The sequence below is a fragment of the Streptomyces sp. NPDC057617 genome (assembly GCF_042800555.1).
Lineage (GTDB): Bacteria > Actinomycetota > Actinomycetes > Streptomycetales > Streptomycetaceae > Streptomyces.
On sequence record NZ_JBHVGV010000016.1, the window covers coordinates 69,380 to 93,093 of the forward strand.

Sequence of the window (23,714 nt, forward strand, 5' to 3'; positions counted from 1 at the left end):
ACGCGGGATTCCGGAGCGCACCGGTCCGCGACCCAGCGGCGTCACGTAACAGGGAACACGTAACAGAGAAGGAGTGAACGCCACGATGGTGTTCAAGCGGCTGCTCGGCTCACTCGGCGTGGGTGGCCCGGCGGTGGACACGGTCCTCGACGCGGACGCGGCGGTGCCCGGCGGCGCGCTGACCGGGCAGGTCCATATCAAGGGCGGCAGCGCCGACTTCACGGTCGAGCACATCACCCTGGAGCTTGTGGCCCGGGTCGAGGTCGAGCACGACGGCGGGGAGTCGGACGGGACGGTCGTCTTCGAGCGGTTCGGCGTCGGCGGCAACTTCCGTCTCGCCGAGGACGAGCGGCTCAGCATCCCGTTCAGTGTGGCGCTGCCCTGGGAGACCCCGGTCACCGAACTGTACGGCCAGCCGCTCGGGATCGCCCTCGGCGTCCGCACCGAGGTGTCGGTGGCCGGCGCCAGGGACAAGGGCGACCTCGACCCGCTCTCCGTGCGGCCGCTGCCGGTCCAGGAGGCGATCCTCGAAGCCCTCGGGCAGCTCGGCTTCGGATTCAAGTCCGCGGACCTGGAGTACGGGCACATCCGCGGTACCGGTCAGCAACTGCCGTTCTACCAGGAGATCGAACTCACCCCCTCCGCGCAGTACGCGCACCAGGTGAACGAGATCGAGGTGACCTTCCTCGCGAATCCCGGCGGGATGGAGGTGGTCCTGGAGGCCGACAAGCGCGGCGGCCTCTTCTCCGGCGGCCATGACGCGGTGACCCGTTTCGCCGTCAGCCACTACGACGTCGGACAGGTCAACTGGTACGCCGAAGTCGACGGCTGGATGCGCCAGTTGATCGAACACCGAGCGGCGTACGGCTCCCACGGCGCCCACGGCTCGCACGCTTCGTACGGGCACGGCGACGCGCATCACGGCGGCGGTCACCACGGTCACGACGGACATCACCACGACGAGGGGCACGGTCACCGCTCCGGGCCCGGTATGGGCACCGTGATCGCCGCGGGGGCCGCGGGGCTGGCCGTCGGCGTGGTCGGCGGGATGGTCGCGGCCGAAGTGGTGGACGAGGTCGGCGACTTCTTCGAAGGCGACGAGGAGGAAGGCGACGAGGGCTGAGACACCCTCGCCGTCGCGGCGGTCCGGGCCGCCCCTTCCATACGGCCCGGACCCCCTTGCCCCGTACGGAGTTCACGTGGCTCTGCCGGACGCGTGGCCCCGTGGGACGCCGTTCACCACCGGGCCGCGGGCAGCAAACATCTTCTACAGTGCTGTAGATTTTGGTTTCTGCCACCGGGGAGCCGAGCAAGCGCCCCCGGACACGGGAAAGGGATACGACATGGGTGTGAGCCTCGGCAAGGGCGGCAATGTCTCGCTGAGCAAGGAAGCCCCGGGACTGACCGCGGTACTGGTCGGGCTGGGCTGGGACGTACGTACGACCACGGGCGCCGACTACGACCTCGACGCCAGCGCCCTGCTGCTCAACGACTCCGGCAAAGTCGCCTCCGACCGGCACTTCGTCTTCTACAACAACCTGACCAGCCCGGACGGTTCGGTGGAGCACACCGGGGACAACCTCACGGGCGAGGGCGAAGGCGACGACGAATCCATCAAGGTCGACCTGGCCGCCGTACCCGCCGACATCACGAGGATCGTTTTCCCGGTGTCGATCCACGACGCCGACAACCGCGGCCAGAGCTTCGGCCAGGTCCGGGGTGCCTTCATCCGCGTGGTGAACCAGGCGGGCGGCGCCGAGATCGCCCGCTACGACCTGAGCGAGGACGCGGCGACCGAGACCGCGATGGTCTTCGGCGAACTCTACCGGCACGGTACGGAGTGGAAGTTCCGCGCGGTCGGCCAGGGCTACGCCTCCGGCCTGGCGGGTATCGCCGCCGACTTCGGCGTGGCCGTCTGAGGAACCGTACGTTCGAGGGCCCGCTGCCCGCCGTCACCGCTCACCTCTGAGCGCACGGCCCTCGCCACCTGGGGCGCGGCCATCACCGGCGCTCCCGTCCGGTGCGTGGGCCTTCGCGTCGGCGGGCGGCCCGGCCGTTGATCCGGCGGACAGCCATTGGTCCGGCGGACAGAACGAGCCAGGCCCGTCGGTCACATGGCCGGCGAGACCCGTCCTAGAGGTTGTAGCCGCCCGATACCTCGATGTTCTGAGCGGTGACCCAGCGGCTCTCTTCGGAGAGCAGTGTCGCGATCACCGCTCCGATGTCGTCGGGTTCGCCGACCCGGCCGAGCGCGGTCCTCGCGGCGAGGGCCGGGACGACCTCGGGGAACCGGGTGAAGGCGTCGTCGGCGATCCGGGTGCGGGTCGATCCCGGCGAGACGGCGTTGACGCGGATGCCCCGCGTACTGAACTCCTTGGCCATGTACCGGGTCAGCACGTCCAGGCCGCCCTTCATCGACGCGTAGGCCGAGTAGCCGGGCTCCAGGCCGGCGGCCGTCGTCGCCGAGTTGCTGCTCGTGTTGACGATGGCCCCGCCGTCCGCCATCAGGGGCAGCAGCCTCTGCGTCAGGAAGTACGGTCCCTTGAGCAGGACCCGCATGAGCCTGTCGAACGTCTCCTCCGTCATGTCCTCGATCAACGAGGTCTGCGCGAAACCGGCGTTGTTCACCAGGCAGTCGAAGGTGTCGCGCTGCCAGGTGTCGCGCAGCACGCCGGCCACCGTGTCGCGGAAAGCCGCGAAGGTGCCGGACTCGCCGACGTCCAGCGGCAGCGCGACGGCGGTGCCGCCCGCCTTCTCGATTGCGGCGGCCGTCTCCAGGCCTCCTTGCGGGTTGTTGGCATAGGTCAGGACGACTCCGGTTCCGCGCTTGGCGATCTCGATCGCGGCGCTCCGTCCGATGCCGGAGCTGGCGCCCGTGACGATGGCGACCTTCATGGTGTTCCTCCTGTGTGCAGTCGTGCTTGCGTGTACGTGCGGGCGTGTACGTGCGTGTGTGCGTTGTACGTGCGTGAGTGAGTGAGCGGGCAGCGCTATGCGGCGGAGTCCGCGGGCAGGACTCTGGCGAGCCAGTCGGTACGGGTGCGACGGGCCGTGGCCGAGACGCGCGCCTGCGGGTACAGCGCGTCGAACCCGTGGAAGCCGCCTGCCCAGACGTGGAGTTCGGCCTGACCGCCGGCCGCCCAGATGCGGGTGGCGTAGTCGGCGTCCTCGTCGCGGAAGACTTCGGCGGAGCCGGTGTCGACGTACGTGGTCGGCAGGCCCGAAAGGTCGTCGGCCAGCGCGGGCGAGACATACGCGGGTATCTCGTCGTCGGTGAGGTCGCCGAGGAGACAGCGCCATCCGAACTCGTTCATCTCACGGGTCCAGACGCCGGGCCCGTCCGCGTACTGACGGCTGGACGTACTGGTGTTGCGGTGGTCGAGCATCGGGCAGATCAGGATCTGCGCGGCGATCGCCGGGGTGGCGAGATCGCGGGCCAGCAGGGTGACACCGGCGGCGAGACCGCCGCCCGCGCTGGCGCCCGCGACGACGATCCGGGCGGGATCGATGCCCAGTTCGGCGGAGTGCTCGGCGACCCAGAGCAGTCCCCGGTAGCAGTCGTCGACCAGGGCGGTGCCGGTGGCCTCGGGCGCGAGCCGGTAGTCCACGGAGACCACGACCGCACCGAACTCGTCGAGCCAGTCCAGCGGAATGTCGATCTGCGAGAAGCGGTCGCCCATGACCATCCCGCCGCCGTGCATCCAGTAGACGCAGGGCGCGGCAGCGGTGCGATCGGTGTTCGCGGGGCTGAAGACCGACAGGGGGATCGGAGCACCGTCCTCGGCGGGCACGGTGACCTCACGCCGGTCGACCTGCCGGTGGGCGAGGAGGGACTCGACGGGGGTCGAGGGGAGCCGGCGCAGTTGCGCGAGTACTTCCGGGCTGAGCTGAGACATGAGGGGCATGTCGGCGAGCAGTTCACGCAGTTCGGGGTCGAGGCCGGGTCGGGCCGTGGTCATGGTCGCTGCCTTTCGTGGGGTGATGCCGGATGTCGAACGAGAGGGCCGCCCCGGCAGGGGCCGGGGCGTGGGGCGACCGGCGGGTCAGAAGGCGGCCTTGCCGCGGACCGGCACGTAGTCGGTGTACTCGGACTCCTTGGCCAGCAACCCGCCGATCTGCGCCACGATGGCCTGGGCGGCCTCGCCGGCGAAGATCCGGTGGTGGTCCTCCTCGCTGGTCCAGCCCTCGGTGACGTGTACGACGTCGGGGTCGGACGCGGAGCGGGAGACGAGGTAGACGACACAGTGTTCGCTCGCGCCGGGGCTGCCTTCGTTCAGGCCGGTCAGCAGCAGGTCGACGAGCCGGTCGCCCATTCCGGGCTTGGCGGTCAGGGTGGCGTTGAAGCCGTAGCCGGCGATCATGGATGCCTTCTTCCGTGGTGATGGAGTGCGGTGATTCCATTCAACCCACGCGACCTGCGGAAACGTTAGAACGATGCTCGCTCGTACTTGCACGATCCTCGCGATCACAGGATCCACAGCACGCGGTGGTGCTGCAATGGACGCATGCACCTCGAAGAGCTCCGCACCCTGCTGGCCCGGCACGCCCGCGCCGACTGGACCACCGCCATCGACGGCGTCCTCATCTCGAAGGTCGACCGGTCGGATCCGCCGGCGCCCTCGATGTCCGGCACGGTGCTGGCGGTCATCGCCCAGGGCGCCAAACGACTCGCCCTGGGCGACCGGGTGTACGAGTACCGCGCCGGGCAGTACCTGGTCGCGTCGGTCGACCTGCCCGTCACCGGACAGTTCACCCAGGCCGAGCCCGAGCAGCCGGCGCTGGGGTTCGGTCTCGTACTGGAACCGTCCGCCGTCGCCGAGTTGCTGCTGCGGGCCGGTCCCGGAGACACTCCCCGCGCCGGCGGAGGCGCGCCGTCGGGCATCGCCGTCAGCGACGCGTCGGCCGCGCTGCTCGACGCGGTGGTCCGGCTGCTGCGCCTGCTCGACGAGCCCGGCGACCGGGCCGTACTGGCCCCGCTGATCAAGCACGAGATCCTGTGGCGTCTGATCACCAGCGAGCAGGGCGCGACGGTTCGCCAGCTGGGACTGGCCGACAGCAGTCTCAGCCATGTCTCCCGGGCCGTGCGCTGGATCCGTGAGCACTACGCGCAGCCGTTCCGGGTCGAGGACGTCGCGCGGCTGTCCGGCATGAGCGTCTCCGCCTTCTACCGCAACTTCCAAGCGGTGACGGCGATGAGTCCCATCCAGTTCCAGAAGCAGATCCGGCTGCAGGAGGCGCGGCTGCTGCTCGCCACGCACCCGGGAGACGTCACGGGAGTCGGCCAGCGCGTCGGCTATGACAACCCGTCACAGTTCAGCCGTGAATACCGCCGCCAGTTCGGCGCACCTCCCAGCCAGGACGCCACCCGCCTGCGCCGCGGCGTGCGCTCCCCCGCCGGGGTCCTTCCCTGAGCAGGCCGGACCACGCGGCCCGCGCCGAACAGGCCAGGGCTGTGCCGAACCGCGGGGCCCCTTATGCCCGGCTCGTAGCACCGCCGAATTCCGCCACCGCCTCAAACAGATGGAGTGCCTGTTCGACGACGCCCTCGCGCGAGAATTCGAAGCTGCCGTCCGCCCAGTTCAGGAGAATCTGGTTCACGCCGCCGACCACGGCCATGGACATCGCGGTGATATCGATTCCCGGGTCCGGCCAGTCCTCGCGGAGCAGTGATTCCACCAGGTCGGCCATCTGCCGCATCCCGCGGCGCCGTTCCTCTGCCGCCAGTGGGCCCGCCGCGAGGGATTCGATGAGTTTGACGTGCCCCTTGCGTGGATCGTCAGTGACTCCGCGGGCCAGGACGTCGAGTATGCCCCGCGCCCTGTCACGACGGGTTCCAGCCGTATCAAGGACGTCCTGGCACTTCGCGAATTCTTCCTGGTTCATCTCTTTGAGGATTTCCGCCATCAACTCGTCGAGAGATGCGAAATTCTCCGCGAAATATCTGTCCTGCAGCCTGCTGTGACGCAGTACCGCACGGATCGAAGTCCGGGGATATCCCTGGGTGTGGAACAGATCGAGCCCGGCTTCCATGATCCGGCGGCGCCGCGCCGAGACCCGTTCCTCAGCGGTCATACCGTCATAAGTTCTCATGCGACCGGACTCCTCAGACTCCATGCTATCGGCGGCTCGCCGGATCCAGGGCTGCCGCGGTACACCGCCGCTCCATCTGATGGCACGCGCCACCAGATGGGTGTACCCTCGACAATATCAGGAGCAAATTAGACAAACCGCACGACGCAGTCGAGAGAAGTGCGTGCCATGAATGTGAATCACCTGTTCATCGGGGGGAAATGGACGGCACCCGCCGGCGGCGACACCATCGCCGTCACATCCGCCAGTACCGGTGAGTACCTGGGCTCCGCTCCGGCCGGGGTGGAGATGGACGTCGACCACGCCGTCCAGGCGGCCCGCTCCGCGTTCGACGCACCGGGCGGGTGGCCCAACTGGGAGCCGGAGCGCCGCGCGGCGGCCATGATGAGGCTCGCGGAAGCGCTGGACGCCGGAAGCGAGACGATGGCGCGCACCGTCAGCGCGCAGAACGGTATGCCGATCTCCACCGCTGAGCTCTACGAGGGCCAGGTCCCGGCCATGCTGTTGCGTTACTACGCCGGCTTGGCCGCTGACGCGTCCCGTGAGGAACGCCGCGTCGGCCTCCCCCAGGGCACCACGGTGGTCCGCCGGGAACCCATAGGCGTGGTGGCGGCCATCATGACCTGGAACTTCCCCCAGACCATGGCTTTCTTCAAGATCGCTCCTGCCCTGGCCGCGGGCTGCACGCTCGTACTCAAGCCCGCGCCGCAGACCGTGCTGGACCCGGCGCTGCTGGCGGACGCGATCGAGACGGCGGGCTTCCCCGAGGGCGTGATCAACATCGTGCCCGGCGGGCCCGAGGTAGGCGCGTACCTGGTCTCGCACCCCGGCGTCGACAAGGTGTCGTTCACAGGATCGACCGCGGCGGGCCGCCGGATCGCCGCCGCGTGCGCGGCGCTGCTACGGCCGGTGACCCTGGAGCTGGGAGGCAAGTCGGCCGCGGTCATCCTCGACGACGCGGACCTGGACGCCCACACCGAACAGCTCTTCATGGCCGGCCTGATCAACAACGGCCAGACCTGCTACGCCAGCACCAGGATTCTGGCCCCCCGCAGCCGCTATCCCGAGATCGTGGAGCTCTACACGGCGATGGCACGAGGCGCTGTTGTGGGCGACGCGCTCGACCACGCCACACAGATCGGCCCGCTCGTCAGCGCCGAGCAACGGGACCGCGTGGAGGGCTACATCCGCAAGGGCCGCAGCGAGGGGGCCCGGCTGACCACGGGCGGGGGCCGTCCGGCCGGACTCGACCGGGGCTGGTTCGTCGAACCGACCATATTCGCCGACGTCGAGAACTCGTCCACCATCGCGCAGGAGGAGATCTTCGGCCCCGTCCTGACCATCACGCCGTACGACGGTGAGGACGAGGCCGTACGTCTCGCCAACGACTCGGCGTACGGCCTGGCAGGAACGGTGTGGACCTCCGATCTCGACCGAGGCGCCCGTGTCGCACGGCGCATCCGTACCGGCACGGTGGGACTCAACGGCTATGTCCCCGACCTCACCTCCCCGTACGGCGGCAGGAAGGCCAGCGGACTCGGCAGGGAGCTGGGCCCCGAAGGGCTCCAGGCGTACCAGGAGCTCCAGTCGATCTTCCACCCATGACCGGTCGGGCCACCGCCCATGACCGGTCGGTCCACTGGTCGGTCCGCCGTTCATGACCGAAGGTCCGCCGCGGTGACCGGGACGTGACCCGAGGAACGCCAATGACCAGCACGGAAAGCTACGACTACATCATCGTCGGCGCCGGGAGCGCCGGGTGCGTACTCGCCAACCGTCTCAGCGACGACGACTCCGCCCGCGTACTCCTGCTCGAAGCCGGAAGCCCCGACACCGACGAGACCCTGCACATACCGGCCGCCCTCGGAACGCTGTTCAAGTCGGACGTGGACTGGAACTACCGGACGGTGGAGCAGTCACCACCGGGCCGTTCGTTCTACTGGCCCCGGGGAAAGACCCTGGGCGGATCGTCGTCCACCAACATCATGATCTACATCCGCGGCAACAGATACGACTACGACGGCTGGCGCGACGACTTCGGAGCGGACGGCTGGGGCTACGACGAGGTGCTCCCGTACTTCGTGGCATCCGAATCCCACCGCCGTCTCCGCTCCCCGTACCACGGGGCGAACGGTCCACTGCACGTCGAGGACCGCCGCTACACCCATGAACTCTCCCGTGCCTGGGTGGATTCGGCCCTGGAATGGGGTCTCGACTACAACGACGACTTCGCCGGGCCGTCACCCCTCGGCGCCGGCCCGTACCAGGTGACATGCCACAACGGGCGCCGCTGGTCCACCGCAGACGCCTATCTGCGCCCGGTCCTCACCCGCCCCAATCTCACCGTACGGTCCGACACGCTGGTGACGCGGATCGTTCTCGCGGGCTCCAGAGCGACCGGCGTGTCCTGTCTCGCGGACGGGGCGGAGGAGACCGTATACGCCGATGCGGAGGTCGTCGTGTGCGCGGGAGCCGTCAACTCACCGCAGTTGCTGCTCCTGTCCGGGATGGGGCCGCCGGACGACCTCGGTGATCTGGGCATCGACGTACGGGTACCGCTGCCGGGAGTCGGACGGAACCTCCAGGATCAACTGCTGGCCCCCATCGTGTGGGAGACCAGGAACTCCACCGACATCGTCCGGGACCTGCTCACACCGGAGCATCTGGATCTGTGGCGTACCACCGGTGGCGGGCCGTTCGCCTCCAATTACGGAGAGGTCGGCGCATTCCTCAGCGCCACCGGAGGCGGGGACAGGCCCGGCATCCAACTGACCGGCGGAGCCACGGCCTTGATCCTCAGCGGCGAGGAAGTACCTCAGCGGCCGGTGTTCACGATGAACTCGACCGTCCTGAATCCGGCGGCGCGCGGGACCGTCCGCCTCGCGTCGGCCGATCCACACGCACACCCGCTCATCGATCCCCGGTACTTCGACGATCCCGCGGATCTGAACCTCCTGACCGAGGGGCTTCGGGCAATGACCGGCATCGCGCACTGCCCGCCCTTCGCCGACCACCTCGCCCGCCCGTACCTCCCGGACACCGCCGACCTCGACTCCCTCGATGACGCGGCGTGGCACGACCACATCCGCAGGTGGAGCGCCACGTGCTACCACCCGGTGGGAACATGCGCCATGGGTGACGGCGAGGAGTCCGTGGTGAACCCCGGGCTCAAGGTGCACGGCGTGGACGGCCTGCGTGTCGTGGATGCCTCCGTCATGCCAACGGTGACCAGCGGAAACACCAACGCTCCCACCATCATGATCGCGGAGAAGGCCGCCACGCACATCCGAGAGCGCGCTTAGGGTCTTTCGTTTGAGTCTGGCTGGATCAGGGAGCGGGGTCTGGTGCCGTGGATCGCAAGGCGGAGGAAGAAGCCCACGCGGAGCGTAGGCGACTGACGACAACGCGGCGAGGCGCGGTGCCAGGGCCCGCGAGCCCAGCAAAACCCAAACGAGAGGCCCTAAACCGCGTCGAGCAGCAGTTTCGCGGCCGTCATCGCCCCGTCGGTGCGGATCGTGGCGGCCACGGCGGCCGCCCGGGCGCGGGTCTCGGGGGTCAGGGCCGTCTTGAGCGCGGCCGACAGGGACTCGAAGGCCGGAGCCGGGCCGTCGTGTGCCGTGCCGATGCCCAGGTCGGCCACGCGGCCGGCCCAGTACGGCTGGTCCACCGCCTGGGGCACCACCACCTGGGGCGCGCCGGCCCGGGTGGCCGTCGTGGTCGTACCGGCGCCGCCGTGGTGCACAACAGCGGCCACCCGGCCGAACAGCGCCTGGTGATTGACCTCGCCGACGACAAAACAGTCGTCACGGTCGTCGATCAGGGCCAGGTCCGCCCAGCCACGTCCGACGAGTACGCGGCGGCCCTGCGCGCGTACCGCCTCGATGGCCACCTGGGCCGCGTCCGCCGAGCCGTGCATGGGCATGCTGCCGAAGCTCACGTACACCGGCGGTTCGCCGGCCTCCAGGAACGCCACCAGCTCGGCCGGGAGCGGGCGTTCGTCGGGCAGGAACCACGCGCCGGTCTGTACGACATCGAGGTCCGCCGACTCCTGCCAGGGGTCCAGGACCGGGTCCGTCGCCAGCCACGGCCGGTCGCCGATGACGTAGTCGCGGACGTTGTCCACCGGGGGCAGGCCGGCCGATGCCCTGCTTGTGTTGAGCGCCTCGCCGAACAGCCCGTTGATGCTCCGGGCGTCCAGGTCCCACAGCACCCGGTTGTCGGTCACCCCCGGCGGGAACGGCCGGCCCGGATACGCCAGCGGCGCGTGGTGCGGCGACGGCAGGGTGAGCTTCTGGAAGGCCACGAACACGGAGCGGATGCCCAGTTTCTCGGCCACCGACCGTGCGCCGGCCGCGGCCGGCATCACACCGGTCGCCACCAGCGCGTCACATCCCTCGGCCGCCGCGGTGACCGCCTCGAACTGGTCGGCGATCAACTCGGCCGCGCGCCGTGGCAGATCCGCCGCCGCTGACGACGACGGCGCCGCAGTCGTCAGGGCGCGCGCCGACCGGCCGAAGGGCATCAGCGGCACACCGACACCGGCCAGCCGCTGCGTGAAGTCCTCGTCCGGCGGTGCGCACACCCGTACCTCCGCGCCGAGTTCCCGCAACCGCACCGCGAGTCCGACCAACGGTTCGACATCCCCGCGCGACCCATACGTCGACAACAACACACGCACTTCGTGACTCCCGTTTCCGCAGGTTCTGGCCTCGGCCGGTGATTCTGCGGCACAACGGGGGCCTTGCCGCAAGCCCCCCAGTGCGCTATACGTTGAGCATGGCAAGGAGTGGGTAACCTCCTTGCCCTTTCCTTTTTCGTCCGTTGTGGACGGACAACCTCCTCGCGAAGCGGCGGCGCGCCGCGTACGGCGGCACCGTCGCCCCAGGAAGATCTCCCAGCAGTCCGGCCGGGCCGACGCCCTGTCCCGGCATGCGGACGACTGCTCCGGATGGCCTGATGGATGGTGTGAGGGAAGGAGTGGACCGATGGATTCGACCAGGGGTTATGACTATGTCGTCGTGGGCGCGGGGACGGCCGGATGCGTGCTCGCGGCCCGGCTGTCGGAGGACGAGAACGTCCGGGTGCTTGTACTGGAGGCCGGTGCCCGGGATCCGCTGGAGCTGATGGCCGTGCCGGGTGCCTGGCCGGCGCTGATGGGGAGTACGGCCGACTGGGGCGGTATGACCGTCCTACAGGCATCGACGGGAGCGGCGATTCCGACACCCCGGGGACGGGGGCTGGGCGGCTCCTCCAGCATCAACGGACTGAACTTCATCCGCGGCCATCGCTCCAGCTACGACGTGTGGCCCGGGCAGGGCGCCACGGGATGGGGATTCGACGATCTCCTGCCGTATATGCGGCGGAGCGAAACGGCCGAGGGACACGATCCCGCGCTGCGCGGCCAGGACGGCCCGCTGACGGTAGGGCCGCCGGCCGAGCCCAATCCCCTGGTGGCCGCGTGTGTCGACGCGGCGGTGGAGACCGGGCACGCGCGCGCGGACGACATCAGTGGCGGCCTGGAGACAGGGTTCGGCTGGTGCGACAACAACATCGTGGGCGGCGTACGCCAGAGCGCGGCCGACGCCTATCTCAGGCCGGCCATGGGCCGGGCGAACCTCGATGTGGTGACCGATGCCCTCGTACTGCGCCTGGTGGTGTCGGGCGGCCGGTGCCGTGGGGTCGAGTACGCGAAGGAGGGCGAGACCCGCTCCGCGGAGTGCGACGGGGAGGTCGTGGTGACGGCCGGCACGATCGGTTCCGCACAACTCCTGCTGCTGTCCGGGATCGGCCCGGCGGACCACCTGCGCGCGGTGGGAGTCGACGTGATCCTCGACCTGCCGGGCGTGGGGGCCAATCTGCACGACCACCCCATGTCGACCCTCACGTACACCGCCCGGCAACCCGTCCCACGGAACATGAGCAATCCCCCGGGGGAAGCGATGGGGACGGTGCGGACCGGTCCCGACGTCGCCGTACCGGATCTGCAGATCCTCTTTGCGAGCCTGCCCTACCGCGCCCCGTCCCTGCCGGGACCCGAGAACGGCTACACGATCGCCTTCTCGGCGGTGAACCCCCGCAGCCGCGGATCGGTACGTCTCGCGAGCGCGGAGCCCGGAACGGCACCCCTGGTGGACCCCCACTACCTCGGCGACAGCCGCGACATCGAGACGATGACAACCGGTCTGCGCGTCGCCCGCCGGATCGGTGAGGCGGACGCGCTGAGCGCCTGGCGGGACGAAGAGGCGCTGCCGGGCCCCGGCACAACCGACGGCGACACCTTCCACGACTACCTCGGCCGGAGCCTGCTCGTCTACTACCACTACGTCGGCACCTGCCGCATCGGCCCGGAAGAACCCACCACCGTCGTCGACCCCCGGCTCCGGGTACGGGGTATCGCAGGGCTCCGCGTGGCGGACGCGTCCGTCATGCCGTCCATCGTGAATTCCAACACGAACGCGGCTGTCTACGCGATCGCCGAACGCGCGGCCGCTCTCATCACGGGCCGGACGCCCGCCCTCGGTGAGGGCTAGGGCGTGTCCGGACGTTCCGGGTTCGTGCCGTCAGGCGGTCGCCGCCTGCGGACTCTTGCGGCGGGTGAGCGGTTTCTCGATGAGATAGTGGGAAGCGGTCGCCGCCGCGAACGTGGCGGCGACGGCGGCCGGTACGTGCCAGGTGTCCAGTCCCAGGTCGGCCATCAGACGGCCTAGAGGGTAGTGCCACAGATAGAGGCCGTAGCTGAGGTTGCGCCCGGTCCAGGCGAGCGGGGCCAGGGACAGGACACGGGAGAGCAGGCTGAGCGGCTGGAGTTCCAGCGCCGCGACCACCGTGGCGGAGAGAACGGCCGTCACCAGGAATCCCACGGTGTACCACGGCACCGTCCAGGCGCTGGTGCCGGTCATGGGCACCTGCCAGACGATCAGGGCCAGCATTCCCATCGCCGGCCAGGCCAGCCGGCCCGCCCATCGGCGCAGCACGGCCAGCCGCGGGTCCTCCGGGTCGAGTCGGGCCACCACCAGCGCGAGCAGTGCGCCGGCCAGCAACTGGTCGGCACGGGTGTCGGTCCCGTTGTAGATACGGTGTGCCGCGGTCGGGCTCCACAGGACGCAGCGCCGGAGCATGGGCAGCAGGCAGAGCACCACGGCCCACAGCAGAACGGTACGGGGCCTGAAGCGGCGCAGGAGGAGCAGCAGCAACGGTGGCCAGAGCAGATAGAACTGTTCTTCCACGCCCAGCGACCAGGTGTGCCCGAGGAGAGCGGTTTCGTCCGCGTAGGGGCCGGGCTGGGCGGCCCGGACAATGTTGACCAGGAACGTGGCGGACAGAGCTATGGGCGTCCACGCGTCTTCGAAGCCCCGGAGCCGCGTGGTGCCCGCGAGGACGGCGCACAGTGCGCAGACCACGAGGAGGGCGGGGACGAGCCGCTTCCAGCGCCGCCAGTAGAACGAGCGCATGCCGACGTCGCCGGTGCGGGCGAACTCGGCGAGCAGCAGCCGGGTGATGACGAATCCGCTGATGGTGAAGAAGATGTCCACGCCCAGGGCGCCGCCCGGCAGTGGGCCCGGTGTGAAGTGGTAGGCCAGGACCAGCACGACGGCCACGGTCCGCAGTCCGTCGACACCCCGCACCCGGCCCCTCCGCGGCGCGGACGGGAATCCGTGCCCGCCCCGGACACGCCGGTCGTCCAGCCGCGGCGGGGTCAGAGTCAAGGTGCCACCGGCCCGGACGCCGGAACCGGCGTGCGCGGGCGGCCCGGCGGCGTTTCCGTCCGATCTGTCCGAACCGGGTCCTGGTGCAGTTGGAGTGTTGTTCACCTCGAACCCGTGCCCAGGAAACACTCCAGGATGCAATCGTTCATTCAATTCTCAGAATCAACAACCACTTCAGGATCATTTCGGATGATTCTGTGAAGAGCACAACAATCCCGGCGCCACAAGTACCTCTGTGCGGGCAAGGCACCGCCCGAAGGACCCGTCGGAGGGCCGCAGCCCCCGGCGCCGACCGTACGGCCGACCGCGCCGGCCCCACGCGGGCGAAGCCCGAAGTGCCTTGCCCGCGTGCGCGTGGCACACGCCCGTAAGTGACACCAACTCGTGTCAACTCGCAACAGCCCATCCACGTCACACTTGCTCTACGCTCGTTGTATACGGGGGCAGATGGTTGGGGAGGGGTCCGTGGACGGGATCACAGCCGAACTTCTCATGATGATGGCAGGCGGGGCCGCGGGGGCGGCCGGGCAAGGGGCGGGCCAGAGCGCCTGGCAGTCGCTCGTCGCGCTGGTCCGGCGGCGGCCCGTTGAGGGTGACCCCGGCCAGGGCACCACGGGTCAGCGCGAGCTGGAGGAGTTCGAGGCGGACCCCGAGAACCCCGTACGGGCCCAGGGGCTTGCCGACGCGCTGGTACTCCGAGCCGGGCAGGACCCCGAGTTCGCGCGTCGCCTCTCCGGCTGTCTGTTCGGGCCGGGCCGCACGCACATGGAGGTCTCCGGCGGACAACAGAACAACGTCGTGCAGGCACAGTACGTGGGCACACTTCACATCTCCGGTTCCAACGGCCCGGCGGCTGCCGGGTAGGAGGGCAGGCGGGTGCGCGGACGGGGGTCCCTGCCGGGTGGGTTGCACAATGTGGTGACGGGGGGCCGGCAGGAGACCCTCGTCCAGGTCGGGTATCTAGAGCGGCTCACCGTGTACATCGGTGTGGGGTCCCGTGGGCTGCTCGTGGTCCTCGGCCTCGTACTGCTGCTCTCACAGCCCGCGTTGCCGCTCCCGGCGCGGTTCGCCGTCGCCCCGGCGCACGCGGGTTGGGCGCTCCTCGTCGTTGTGCTGTTCTGGGAACTGACGGGACGCGCGTTCGCCGCACGACAGCGGCGCCGGGAGGCCGCCTGGAGCGCGCCGGAGGCCCTCAACCGATCGGCGGACAAGCTCGCGGAGGCGCTGCTCCACCGGTACCGGGACGACGAGCGGCTGCGGCAGGCGGACAATCCGCAGTCGATCGATGTGTTGTGGACGGAGGTGGGAGCCTCCGACGGGGGTCCGACTGCCGAGGCCGGTGCCGCGGGCCAACCGGTGTCCCTTGCCGCGTACTTCGGGCGTACGCCCGGTCGTCGGCTCGTGGTGCTCGGTGCGGCCGGTGCCGGGAAGTCGGTCCTTGCGGTACGGCTCGCCCGGGATCTCCTTGAGAAGCGGCGGGGTACCCCCAGGGACGCACAGCCCGAGCCCGTGCCCGTCGTGCTGCAGTTGGCCTCCTGGGACTCAGGGCAGGGCCTCGACACGTGGTCTGCCGGACAGCTCGCCGCCGACCACCCCGAGGCGTGCAGGCCGGTGCCCGGCGCCTCCGCCGAGGCGGTGGCCCGGCACCTCGTCAACTCCGGGCGTGTGCTGCTCGTCCTCGACGGCTTCGACGAGCTGCCCGAGGCGAATCGCGCCGCCGCCTTCGACGAGTTGAAGGCCATGCACAACACCCGGCCGTTCGTGCTGACCAGCCGCCCCGAGCAGTACGGCCAACAGGTGCCCGCCGACAGCGACTTCCTGCGCACCGAGATCACCCTGCTACAACTGACCCCGGCCGCGATCGGCGAGTACCTGACCGCGGGTGGCCGCCGAGCACGGTGGCGGAACCTGGTGGCAAAGCTCGTCGACACCGACAACCGGACCCGCGAAGTCGTCCTGCTGCGGCGGGCCTTGGACGTGCCCCTGATGGTCGGCCTGGCGCGGGTCGCGTACGGGCAGGAGGACACGCACCCGGACGAACTCGTCGAGCCGGGCCGCTTCCACAGCGCGGCGGAAATCCAGCAGTACCTGTACACAGTGTACTTGGACGCTGTCTACAGCTCTTCGCGCTCCGAGCGCGCACTGCACGGTGGAAGCTCGCCCGAGAAGGCCCGCAAGTGGGCCGGATTCCTTGCCGCGCGGATGAAGGCGGCGGACCGTACGGAGTTCTCCTGGTGGACCCTGGACCGTGAAGTCCCCGCCCCGGTCAGGATGGTGGGGCTGCTTCCTGCCTTTGTCCTGGCCTGGCTGCTCGTGAGCCGGTTCGACTTCGGGAAGCCGTGGTGGGGCGATGTCGTGCCGCTGTCAGTCCGGGGCGGCTTCACGGTCCTCGCGGTGCTCGCGCTGTGCGCCGGCGGGGTGTCTCAGGCGCGGCGGCAGGCCGAGTGGCAGCACGCGCCCCACAGCGTCGGGATGTTGAGCGGCGACGGGCTGCGGGCCGCACTGCGGAGGGTCCGGTGGAAGGCCGGCCCCATGGCGTTCGGGCTCGTGGCGGGATGGGTGGCGGCTCTGGCCGGAGGGGCAGCCTTCGGGCACTGGGCCATGGTGGTGGCTACGGCCGTCGTGCTGTGGGTCTGCGTCAGGTGGCTGGTCTCCCACACATGGCGGCCCACCGACACGGCCTTGGCCGAGTCCCCGGCCGGGATGCTCGCCCGGGACCGGCGCTCCGCCCTCGCCCTCGGCTGGTTGGGGCCCCTGCGGCCGTGGCGGGAGGGGGATCCGCTGGGGTATCTGGTGTTGCCGTCGGTCATGCTGGCGGGCTGGTATCTGCAGCTCGGCCAGGAGCAGGTCTCCACGGCCGACTGGGTCGTCGTCGGCGGGGGCACCCTGCTCTGCTGGCAGTTGCACGCCGTCGCCGTGTCCGCGTGGGGCCGGTTCACGGTGGCACGGCTCTGGTTCGCGCTGTGTGGGCAGCTGCCGCTGCGGCTCCTGGACTTCCTGGAGGACGCCCACCGGCGCGGGGTGCTGCGTCAGTCCGGCGGGATCTATCAGTTCCGCCACATCGAACTGCGCAACCGGCTCGCGGCCGACACGCACGTCCCGGACGGGCACGGCAGCCCTGCCGGGCGGCCGGGCAGCGTGGTCAACATGGTGGTCGCCGGGGGCCTCTGGCTGGTCGTCACCGCGGGTGCGGTGGCGCTGGCCACAGGGGCTGCCGGCGCGGAACCGGGCCCGTGGCCGGTGCGGTCCGTGCCCGCGCCGTGCTCCCTGCTCGGCGAGCGTGAGCTGGCACAGCTCACTTCCGACGGGATGCAGCACGCCCACTCCGGTGAACCCGGTCAGGTGCCCGCAGTCGTCCGGCACTGCTCGGCCGCAGAACAGTCCCCGTTCGCCCCGGATGTGCAGATCCACCTCGGCACGTACCTCTACACGACGGACACGACACGCGGCGGGAAAAGCTGGGCAACGAAGGAATTCGGCGAGGCCGCGCCCAAAGGTGCCGAAGAACGTAAAGAGGCGGGATTCCAGGCGCTCGACGGGCTCGGCGACGAGGCCTATCTCACCGTGGCACGCGACCCGCAGGCCGGGACGTTCATGGAGCCCTACCCCGACCCATGGCGCGCCACGGTCGTTGTACGTCAGGAGAACGCCTTGCTCTCCCTCTCGTACGTTGAAGAGTTCGCCACCAAAGGACGAACCGCCGAAGTGGCTCGCATCCTGGCCCGTCAGGCGGCAGAACACGCCGGGCCCGGCTGGACCACGGGCACGGCCGCCGGCGCTACCGCGTCCCTGGACGACATACCGAAGACCCGCGTCCCGGACAAGGACAACCGCTTCGCCTACTACCGACGCGACTGGCACGAGAAGGTGCGTGGTGCGACCTGGAAGGGACGGGAACGCTCCCATCTGCGGCAGCTCCCGGGAATCCCCTTCGTCTTCCGTGCACCGAAACAGCTCGCCTGCGGTTACGGCGGCAGCGAAGAGGACGACAAAGTCGACGAGCTGACCGTGCACGAATGCAAGCCCCGGGAGGAGGCACAGGACATGGGGATCAGCATGCCGGACGTGCGCATCGACATCGCCTCGCTCTACTGCGGCAGCTCGTGCAGTGACAAGGAGTCGGAGCTGGTGCTGCGCGGCGACCGCAAGTCTCGTTCGGCAGGGCTCGACTGGACGACGGCCGATCACTCGTCGTCGTACGCGGAACGAACCGGAGGGAAGGCCGGGGGACGTTACGAGATGCTGCTCTGGCGCTCTTTCGGGTGGCGGAGCGACGACGGGAAGGCCCACTTGTTCCTGCTGTGGGCGCGTGTCGAAACCTCGGCCAAGGAGAAGGAGCTGGCGCAGAAGATCGTCAACGACGTCTTCACCCAGACCGGCGGCAACCGGCGGATCGACGACTGAGACGTACCGTCGCGCCGGTGCGGCCAAAACGGCTGGACGGCTGGCACGCGATCCCCACCGCGGCAGGCCTCCAGCCCCTTCGCAAGCATGTTCTATTATCGTGACCGAGCGTGGTAGCTTCGCGGAAGTCGAGCCGGAACCCCGCAAACCTCACAGGTCAGGACACTGGGTACTGGGTGGCCCGGTTTCTGGTCGGTCACGGACGCAGCGATGAGTTTTTCCGGCCCGGGGAGTCTCACCACGGTTGTCCGACAACACTGGAGGAACACGTGACTCAGCTCTTGAGAGTCCAGAACTTCAACGTCTCGAGTGACGGCATCGGTGCCGGCGAGGACCAGAGCTTCGAGCGTCCGTTCGGCCATGTCCAGCCCGAGAGGCTGTTCGCCTGGGCCGGCGCCACGGCGAGCTGGCCCATGCGCACGGATCCCGGCGGGAGCCGGGGCCTCGACGACTACCTCACGCGGGACTACGCGCGCAACATCGGCGCCGAGATCATGGGCCGCAACAAGTTCGGGCCCCAGCGTGGGCCCTGGCAGGACCACGAGTGGCGCGGCTGGTGGGGGGACGAGCCCCCGTTCCGTACCCCGGTGTTCGTCATGACCCACCACAAGCGTCCGTCGTTCACACTCTCCGACACCACGTTCCACTTCGTCGACGGCGACCCGGCCACGGTTCTCGGGCAGGCGCGGGAGGCGGCGCAGGGCAAGGACGTCCGGCTCGGCGGCGGCGCGACCACCATCCGGCAGTTCCTCGACGCCGACCTCGTCGACACCATGCATGTGGCGGTCTCGCCGGTGAAGCTCGGATCCGGGGTACGGCTCTGGGAGTCACCCGATGAACTGCGCGACCGGTTCCACCTGGAGGTCGTGCCGAGCCCGAGCGGTGTGACACACCACCTGTTCTGGCGGAAGTGACCGGACCTCAGGGCAGCCCCGGCCGGCAGTCCGCCTCCCGGGGCTACGCCCCGGCGCGTCGCGCCCCGCCTCACCCGAACGGATCTGCGCGGCCTTCGGGAACAAGCCCCTGTCCCGCAGGCCGTGCCGGGGAGCGAAGTTGGATCGATACTGGATCCGAGCGGCGGAACGCGCCGCGGAGCGTCTTCAACCGCGTCCCAAGGAGCTGACCATGCGTCAGAAAAGTCGGCATCCGGTCGGCGTCAGTACTGCCGAAAGCCGCTTCGGAGCGCCTGGGGCCGTCAAGATCGCAGAACGGCCACAGCGCATGTGACCTGCGAAAACCATGGTCAGAGGCAGAGCTGCCAACCTATCCGGGAGTTACCCATGAAGATGCTCATCAATGTGCCGGAGACCGTGGTCGCGGATGCCCTTAGGGGGATGGCCGCGGCGCATCCGGAGCTTTTTGTCGATGTGGACAACCGTGTGGTGGTACGGGGGGACGCGCCCGTCGCCGGGAAGGTGGGGCTGGTCTCCGGGGGCGGGTCCGGGCATGAGCCGTTGCACGGGGGGTTCGTGGGGCCCGGGATGCTGTCGGCCGCCTGTCCCGGTGAGGTGTTCACCTCGCCCGTGCCCGACCAGATGGTACGGGCCGCCGCCGCGGTCGACAGTGGGGCCGGGGTGCTGTTCGTCGTCAAGAACTACACCGGCGACGTCCTGAACTTCGACATGGCCGCCGAGCTGGCCGAGGACGAGGGCATTCAGATCGCGAAGGTGCTGGTCAACGATGATGTGGCGGTGACGGACAGCCTCTATACGGCGGGCCGCCGCGGTACGGGCGCGACGCTGTTCGTCGAGAAGCTGGCGGGTGCGGCGGCCGAGGAGGGGGCGCCGCTGGAGCGGGTCGAGGCGATCGGCCGGCTGGTCAACGAGCGCTCGCGGAGTTTCGGTGTCGCCCTGAGCGCCGTCACGACCCCCGCCAAGGGCAGTCCGACCTTCGATCTGCCCCCGGGAGAGCTGGAGCTGGGCATCGGTATCCATGGCGAGCCCGGCCGCGAGCGGCGCGCGATGATGACATCACGCGAGATCGCCGACTTCGCGGTGGACGCGGTGGTGGAGGATCTGCGCCCCTCCGGCCCAGTGATCGTCCTGGTGAACGGCCTGGGCGGGACACCGCTGCTGGAGCTGTACGGGTTCAACGCCGAGGTGCAGCGGGTGCTGAAGGAGCGGGGCGTACCGGTGGCTCGTACCCTCGTCGGCAACTATGTGACGTCGCTCGACATGGCCGGCTGCTCGGTGTCGCTCTGCCAGGTGGACGAGGAGCTGCTGCGCCTCTGGGACGCGCCGGTGAAGACCCCCGCGCTCCGGTGGGGCCGCTGAAAGCTCCCGGTGGTTCCGCTGAAAACGGCAAAGAGACAGCAAGGCGGACGGGGACGGCGGAGCGGGAGCGGAGACTGGCAAAGCAGTGCGGGGCAGAACTGCGCAGTGCAGCAGGGCAAGGACGGGCAAGGACAGAAATCAGGGACGGCAGGGCAGGATTGACGGGCGAGGGAGATCACGTGACCGATCAGAAACCCGACCGGATGCTCAACTCCGACTTCTTCCGCCGCTGGCTGACGGTCGCCGCCGCCATGGTGGAGCGCGAGGCCGGCCGGCTCACCGAACTGGACTCGGCGATCGGCGACGCCGACCACGGCAGCAATCTTCAGCGCGGTTTCCGGTCGGTGATGACCGAGCTGGAGAAGGAGTCACCGGCCGGCCCCGGGGCCGTACTGGTACTGGCGGGACGCCGGCTCATCTCCACGGTGGGCGGTGCGTCGGGGCCGCTGTACGGGACACTGCTGCGGCGTACGGGCAAGGCGCTCGGGGATGCCACCGAGGTCACCCCCGGGGAGTTCACCGAGGCGCTGCGCGCCGGGGTCGCGGCGGTGGCCCAGCTCGGCGGGGCGAAGGCCGGGGACAAGACGATGCTGGACGCGCTGGAGCCGGCGGCCGAGGCGCTCGCCACCTCGTTCTCCGCCGCCGCGGAGGCCGCTGAGAAGGGCGCCCTGGCCACCGTACCCCTCCAGGCGCGCAAGGGCAGGGCGAGTTATCTCGGCGAGCGGAGCATCGGGCACCAGGATCCGGGGGCCACCTCCTCCGCCCTGCTGATGGCCGCTCTCGCGGAAGCCGCGGAGGCGACGCCATGAGCAAGGGGGAGCCGGTCGGCATCGTGCTCGTCTCGCACAGCGGACCGGTGGCCGAGGCCGTCGCCGTCATGGCCCGGGGGCTGGCGGGTGGTGGCGCGACCGCGCCGGTGGCGGCTGCCGGGGGTACGCCGGACGGGGGACTCGGCACCAGCTCCGAGCTGATCTCGGCCGCCGCCGCGCAGGTCGACCGGGGTGCGGGCGTGGCGATACTGGTGGATCTAGGCAGCGCCGTACTGACGGTGAAGAGCCTGCTCGCCGAGGGCGACGAACTCCCGGCGGGGACGCGGCTGGTGGATGCCCCGTTCGTGGAGGGCGCGGTGGCCGCGCTGGTCACCGCCTCGGCGGGCGGGAATCTGGACGCGGTGGAGGCGGCGGCGACCGAGGCGTACCAGTACCACAAGGTGTGAACGAGCGCGCCGATCGGGGTGACCGCGTCCCCGCCCGTGCACGCTGCCGGCTTCGAGCGCATGGGCGCGACGCACATGGGTCCAGCACACACGGCCTCGGCACACATGAGCCTGGCGCGCATATGGGAGTGGAACACATAGCTCGGGGGCACATAGGCGCGGGACACACGAGCCTGTGGCGTACAGACGGCGCGGGCACCTGAGAAACGGCGCATAGTCGCCGCGATCCGCGCATCGCACCTCTGGGACCGTCCCTCGTGGGAATACTGACTCCGTACGGATCAGTACGCAGGTACGCAGGCACAGGACCGTGGAGGAATGAGCATGGTGAACACGGCAGGCGCGGAGACCGACCGGGCGCGCCGGGAGGGTCCGTACCGCTCCCAGGACCGCCGAACCCGCCATGCCGTGGTCATCGGCGGGAGCGTCGCGGCTCTGCTGACGGCCCATGTGCTCAGCGCCCATGCCGACCGTGTGACGGTCGTCGAGCGCGACCGTCTTCCCGAAGGACCGGAGCCACGGGCGGGTGTCCCGCAGAGCCGTCACACCCATGTTCTGCTGGAGGGCGGGCAGCGGGCGCTCGACGAGTTACTTCCCGGCATCGTCGCCGAACTGCGCGAGCACGGCGCACCGCGGGTCGGACTCCCCAGCGACATCGTGCAGTGGCAGGCCCGGCGCTACTACCGGCGTACCGGCGCCACCGCCCATCTCCTCACCGGGACCAGGCCGTTGCTGGAGTGGCTGGTACGGCGCCGGGTGCTGGCGGAGCCGCGGATCACGGTGCTGGAGGGTACGGAGGTGGTGGGGCTGCTCGGCGACTCCGCCCGGGTCCGGGGCGTACGGGTGCGCCGTCGCGGGTCGGAGACCCATCAGGATGTACGACAGCTCGCCGCCGATCTGGTCGTGGACGCGTCGGGCCGGGGCTCCCGGGCGCCCGACTGGCTGGCCGCGATCGGCGCGGAACCGCCGCACGAGGAGACGCTCGACACCGGCCTGGCGTACGCGACGCGGCTCTACCGGCACGGAGACGTGGACGATTCCGTGGACGCCGGCCCGGCCGACACCGGCCCGGCCAACGCCGACCCAGCTGACACCAACTCGGCCGGCGTCGGCCCGGCCAACGTCGGCCCGATCGATACCGACCCCGCTGGCACCGGCCCGGCCCACGCCACGGATGCGGGTCCCGACGCCGCCGGTACGAGCGCCGACGCCCTGGACAGCGATGCCGACAGCCCGGTGCCCCGTCGCGTGGACACCGGCGCGACGGACAGTGTCGGTTACTACTTCGTCCCCGGCCGCGGCCAGTCACGTGGCGGGGTCGCCCTGCCCGTCGAGGGCGGACGCCATCTCGTCACGCTCTCCGGGCTGCGCGGGAGCGAACCGCCCTCCGACGAGGCCGCGTTCATCGACTTCGCCGCCCGGCTCCCCCATCCGGTGCTGCACGAGTGGCTGTTGAAGGCGCGGCCCGAGTCGCCCGTGCACGCCTTCCGCGCGACGGCCAATGTCCGGCGCCGGTACGACCGTCCGGGCCGCCGTCCGGCCGGCTTCCTCGCCGTCGGCGACGCGCTGTGCGCGTTCAATCCGGTGTACGGGCAGGGCCTGGCGGTCGCCGCGCTCGGCGCGGTCGCGCTGCGCGACACGCTGGCCGACCCCCGCCGTACCCCCACGACACGCCGAGTGCAGCGGGCGTTGCTCAAGGCCTCGCGACAGGCCTGGGACATCGCCGCCGGAGCCGACAAGGAGCTGCCGGGCGCGCGGGGCGACGCGACGCGGACGCGCACGGTGCACCGTCCCGCGGCCTGGTATCTCGCCCGGGTGGTGCAGCGCGCGCCGGGTGATCCGGTGGTCGGCGCGGCGTTCCGTTCGGCGACTTCGCTCGTTTCACCGGTCTCGGTGCTGTTCGCGCCGCGCATCGTACGAGCGGTGCTGTTCGGCCCGGTCCTGCCCGCGCCCACGGAACCGCCGCTACGGAAGGAGACCGCGGCCGGCTGACCCGCGCGGGGGCGGCTCACCTTCACTTTGCGG

At 70.1% G+C, this 23,714-nt stretch carries 19 protein-coding genes; 13 read left to right on the forward strand and 6 right to left on the reverse strand.

Annotation, left to right across the window (positions count from 1 at the left end):
* The first annotated feature begins 85 nt into the window (after positions 1-85).
* Both ACFU9P_RS30865 and ACFU9P_RS30870 read left to right on the forward strand, forming a co-directional pair.
* A complete protein-coding gene (locus ACFU9P_RS30865) occupies positions 86-1,123 on the forward strand; it encodes a sporulation protein (RefSeq protein ID WP_384087178.1) in 1,038 nt (345 codons plus the stop codon).
* A gap of 220 nt (positions 1,124-1,343) precedes the next feature.
* Complete coding sequence (locus ACFU9P_RS30870; RefSeq protein ID WP_376372208.1) at positions 1,344-1,919, forward strand: TerD family protein; 576 nt, start codon at positions 1,344-1,346, stop codon at positions 1,917-1,919.
* Positions 1,920-2,133: 214 nt separating this feature from the next.
* Here the strand turns inward: ACFU9P_RS30870 and ACFU9P_RS30875 are convergent, their stop codons facing one another.
* The 3 genes from ACFU9P_RS30875 to ACFU9P_RS30885 form a co-directional block, all read right to left on the reverse strand.
* Complete coding sequence (locus ACFU9P_RS30875; protein ID WP_384087182.1) at positions 2,134-2,895, reverse strand: SDR family NAD(P)-dependent oxidoreductase; 762 nt, start codon at positions 2,893-2,895, stop codon at positions 2,134-2,136.
* Positions 2,896-2,990: 95 nt separating this feature from the next.
* Positions 2,991-3,959 carry an alpha/beta hydrolase gene (locus ACFU9P_RS30880; protein WP_384087185.1) on the reverse strand — a complete coding sequence of 323 codons (969 nt, stop codon included), beginning with the start codon at positions 3,957-3,959 and terminating at the stop codon, positions 2,991-2,993.
* Between the two features lie 84 nt (positions 3,960-4,043).
* Positions 4,044-4,361 (reverse strand): putative quinol monooxygenase, encoded by a 318-nt coding sequence (locus ACFU9P_RS30885; protein WP_384087188.1) that lies wholly within the window; start codon positions 4,359-4,361, stop codon positions 4,044-4,046.
* Between the two features lie 144 nt (positions 4,362-4,505).
* Between ACFU9P_RS30885 and ACFU9P_RS30890 the strand changes: the two genes are divergently transcribed.
* On the forward strand, positions 4,506-5,411 hold the full coding sequence (locus tag ACFU9P_RS30890) for an AraC family transcriptional regulator N-terminal domain-containing protein (RefSeq protein WP_384087191.1): 906 nt from the start codon (positions 4,506-4,508) through the stop codon (positions 5,409-5,411).
* 61 nt (positions 5,412-5,472) lie between these two features.
* On the opposite strand, the gene ACFU9P_RS30895 is transcribed toward ACFU9P_RS30890, so the two are convergent.
* The gene (locus ACFU9P_RS30895) at positions 5,473-6,090 is read right to left on the reverse strand and encodes a TetR/AcrR family transcriptional regulator (protein WP_384087194.1); all 618 of its coding nucleotides are present in this window, start codon (positions 6,088-6,090) and stop codon (positions 5,473-5,475) included.
* A gap of 168 nt (positions 6,091-6,258) precedes the next feature.
* Here ACFU9P_RS30895 and ACFU9P_RS30900 point away from each other — a divergent pair, with 168 nt between their 5' ends.
* A complete protein-coding gene (locus tag ACFU9P_RS30900) occupies positions 6,259-7,695 on the forward strand; it encodes an aldehyde dehydrogenase (protein WP_384087197.1) in 1,437 nt (478 codons plus the stop codon).
* A gap of 101 nt (positions 7,696-7,796) precedes the next feature.
* Complete coding sequence (locus tag ACFU9P_RS30905) at positions 7,797-9,392, forward strand: GMC family oxidoreductase (protein WP_384087200.1); 1,596 nt, start codon at positions 7,797-7,799, stop codon at positions 9,390-9,392.
* A gap of 158 nt (positions 9,393-9,550) precedes the next feature.
* Here ACFU9P_RS30905 and ACFU9P_RS30910 read toward each other — a convergent pair whose 3' ends face one another.
* Positions 9,551-10,768 carry a glycosyltransferase gene (locus tag ACFU9P_RS30910; RefSeq protein ID WP_384087203.1) on the reverse strand — a complete coding sequence of 406 codons (1,218 nt, stop codon included), beginning with the start codon at positions 10,766-10,768 and terminating at the stop codon, positions 9,551-9,553.
* 307 nt (positions 10,769-11,075) lie between these two features.
* Here ACFU9P_RS30910 and ACFU9P_RS30915 point away from each other — a divergent pair, with 307 nt between their 5' ends.
* Positions 11,076-12,620, forward strand: a complete 1,545-nt coding sequence (locus tag ACFU9P_RS30915) for a GMC family oxidoreductase (RefSeq protein ID WP_384087206.1) — start codon at positions 11,076-11,078, stop codon at positions 12,618-12,620.
* Between the two features lie 30 nt (positions 12,621-12,650).
* Here the strand turns inward: ACFU9P_RS30915 and ACFU9P_RS30920 are convergent, their stop codons facing one another.
* Positions 12,651-13,715: an acyltransferase family protein gene (locus ACFU9P_RS30920; RefSeq protein ID WP_384087209.1), complete on the reverse strand. Its 1,065-nt coding sequence runs from the start codon at positions 13,713-13,715 to the stop codon at positions 12,651-12,653.
* Positions 13,716-14,261: 546 nt separating this feature from the next.
* Between ACFU9P_RS30920 and ACFU9P_RS30925 the strand changes: the two genes are divergently transcribed.
* The 7 genes from ACFU9P_RS30925 to ACFU9P_RS30955 all read left to right on the forward strand — a co-directional run bounded on the left by ACFU9P_RS30925 (position 14,262) and on the right by ACFU9P_RS30955 (position 23,681).
* Positions 14,262-14,660 (forward strand): hypothetical protein, encoded by a 399-nt coding sequence (locus ACFU9P_RS30925; RefSeq protein ID WP_384087212.1) that lies wholly within the window; start codon positions 14,262-14,264, stop codon positions 14,658-14,660.
* Between the two features lie 12 nt (positions 14,661-14,672).
* Entirely contained in the window at positions 14,673-18,200 is a 3,528-nt protein-coding gene (locus ACFU9P_RS30930) for an NACHT domain-containing protein (RefSeq protein WP_384087215.1), read from the forward strand.
* 269 nt (positions 18,201-18,469) lie between these two features.
* Positions 18,470-19,114 (forward strand): dihydrofolate reductase family protein, encoded by a 645-nt coding sequence (locus tag ACFU9P_RS30935; RefSeq protein ID WP_376372242.1) that lies wholly within the window; start codon positions 18,470-18,472, stop codon positions 19,112-19,114.
* A 366-nt stretch (positions 19,115-19,480) separates the two neighbouring features.
* The gene (gene dhaK / locus ACFU9P_RS30940; protein WP_384087218.1) at positions 19,481-20,473 is read left to right on the forward strand and encodes a dihydroxyacetone kinase subunit DhaK; all 993 of its coding nucleotides are present in this window, start codon (positions 19,481-19,483) and stop codon (positions 20,471-20,473) included.
* A 203-nt stretch (positions 20,474-20,676) separates the two neighbouring features.
* Positions 20,677-21,282, forward strand: coding sequence for a dihydroxyacetone kinase subunit DhaL (gene dhaL / locus ACFU9P_RS30945; protein ID WP_384087321.1), 606 nt, complete (start codon positions 20,677-20,679; stop codon positions 21,280-21,282).
* Positions 21,279-21,689: a PTS-dependent dihydroxyacetone kinase phosphotransferase subunit DhaM gene (locus tag ACFU9P_RS30950; RefSeq protein ID WP_376372818.1), complete on the forward strand. Its 411-nt coding sequence runs from the start codon at positions 21,279-21,281 to the stop codon at positions 21,687-21,689. The genes dhaL and ACFU9P_RS30950 overlap by 4 nt, the downstream gene beginning before the upstream one ends.
* 324 nt (positions 21,690-22,013) lie before the next feature.
* On the forward strand, positions 22,014-23,681 hold the full coding sequence (locus ACFU9P_RS30955) for an FAD-dependent oxidoreductase (RefSeq protein WP_384087222.1): 1,668 nt from the start codon (positions 22,014-22,016) through the stop codon (positions 23,679-23,681).
* The last annotated feature ends 33 nt before the right edge of the window (positions 23,682-23,714 follow it).

Coding starts and splice junctions, on each gene's coding strand:
- ACFU9P_RS30865 (WP_384087178.1), top strand. CDS start 86: ATGGTGTTCAAGCGGCTGCTCGGCTCACTCGGCGTGGGTGGCCCGGCG.
- ACFU9P_RS30885 (WP_384087188.1), bottom strand. CDS start 4,361: ATGATCGCCGGCTACGGCTTCAACGCCACCCTGACCGCCAAGCCCGGA.
- dhaK (WP_384087218.1), top strand. CDS start 19,481: ATGAAGATGCTCATCAATGTGCCGGAGACCGTGGTCGCGGATGCCCTT.
- ACFU9P_RS30900 (WP_384087197.1), top strand. CDS start 6,259: ATGAATGTGAATCACCTGTTCATCGGGGGGAAATGGACGGCACCCGCC.
- ACFU9P_RS30875 (WP_384087182.1), bottom strand. CDS start 2,895: ATGAAGGTCGCCATCGTCACGGGCGCCAGCTCCGGCATCGGACGGAGC.
- ACFU9P_RS30890 (WP_384087191.1), top strand. CDS start 4,506: ATGCACCTCGAAGAGCTCCGCACCCTGCTGGCCCGGCACGCCCGCGCC.
- ACFU9P_RS30905 (WP_384087200.1), top strand. CDS start 7,797: ATGACCAGCACGGAAAGCTACGACTACATCATCGTCGGCGCCGGGAGC.
- ACFU9P_RS30915 (WP_384087206.1), top strand. CDS start 11,076: ATGGATTCGACCAGGGGTTATGACTATGTCGTCGTGGGCGCGGGGACG.
- ACFU9P_RS30895 (WP_384087194.1), bottom strand. CDS start 6,090: ATGAGAACTTATGACGGTATGACCGCTGAGGAACGGGTCTCGGCGCGG.
- ACFU9P_RS30955 (WP_384087222.1), top strand. CDS start 22,014: ATGGTGAACACGGCAGGCGCGGAGACCGACCGGGCGCGCCGGGAGGGT.
- dhaL (WP_384087321.1), top strand. CDS start 20,677: ATGCTCAACTCCGACTTCTTCCGCCGCTGGCTGACGGTCGCCGCCGCC.
- ACFU9P_RS30950 (WP_376372818.1), top strand. CDS start 21,279: ATGAGCAAGGGGGAGCCGGTCGGCATCGTGCTCGTCTCGCACAGCGGA.
- ACFU9P_RS30870 (WP_376372208.1), top strand. CDS start 1,344: ATGGGTGTGAGCCTCGGCAAGGGCGGCAATGTCTCGCTGAGCAAGGAA.
- ACFU9P_RS30880 (WP_384087185.1), bottom strand. CDS start 3,959: ATGACCACGGCCCGACCCGGCCTCGACCCCGAACTGCGTGAACTGCTC.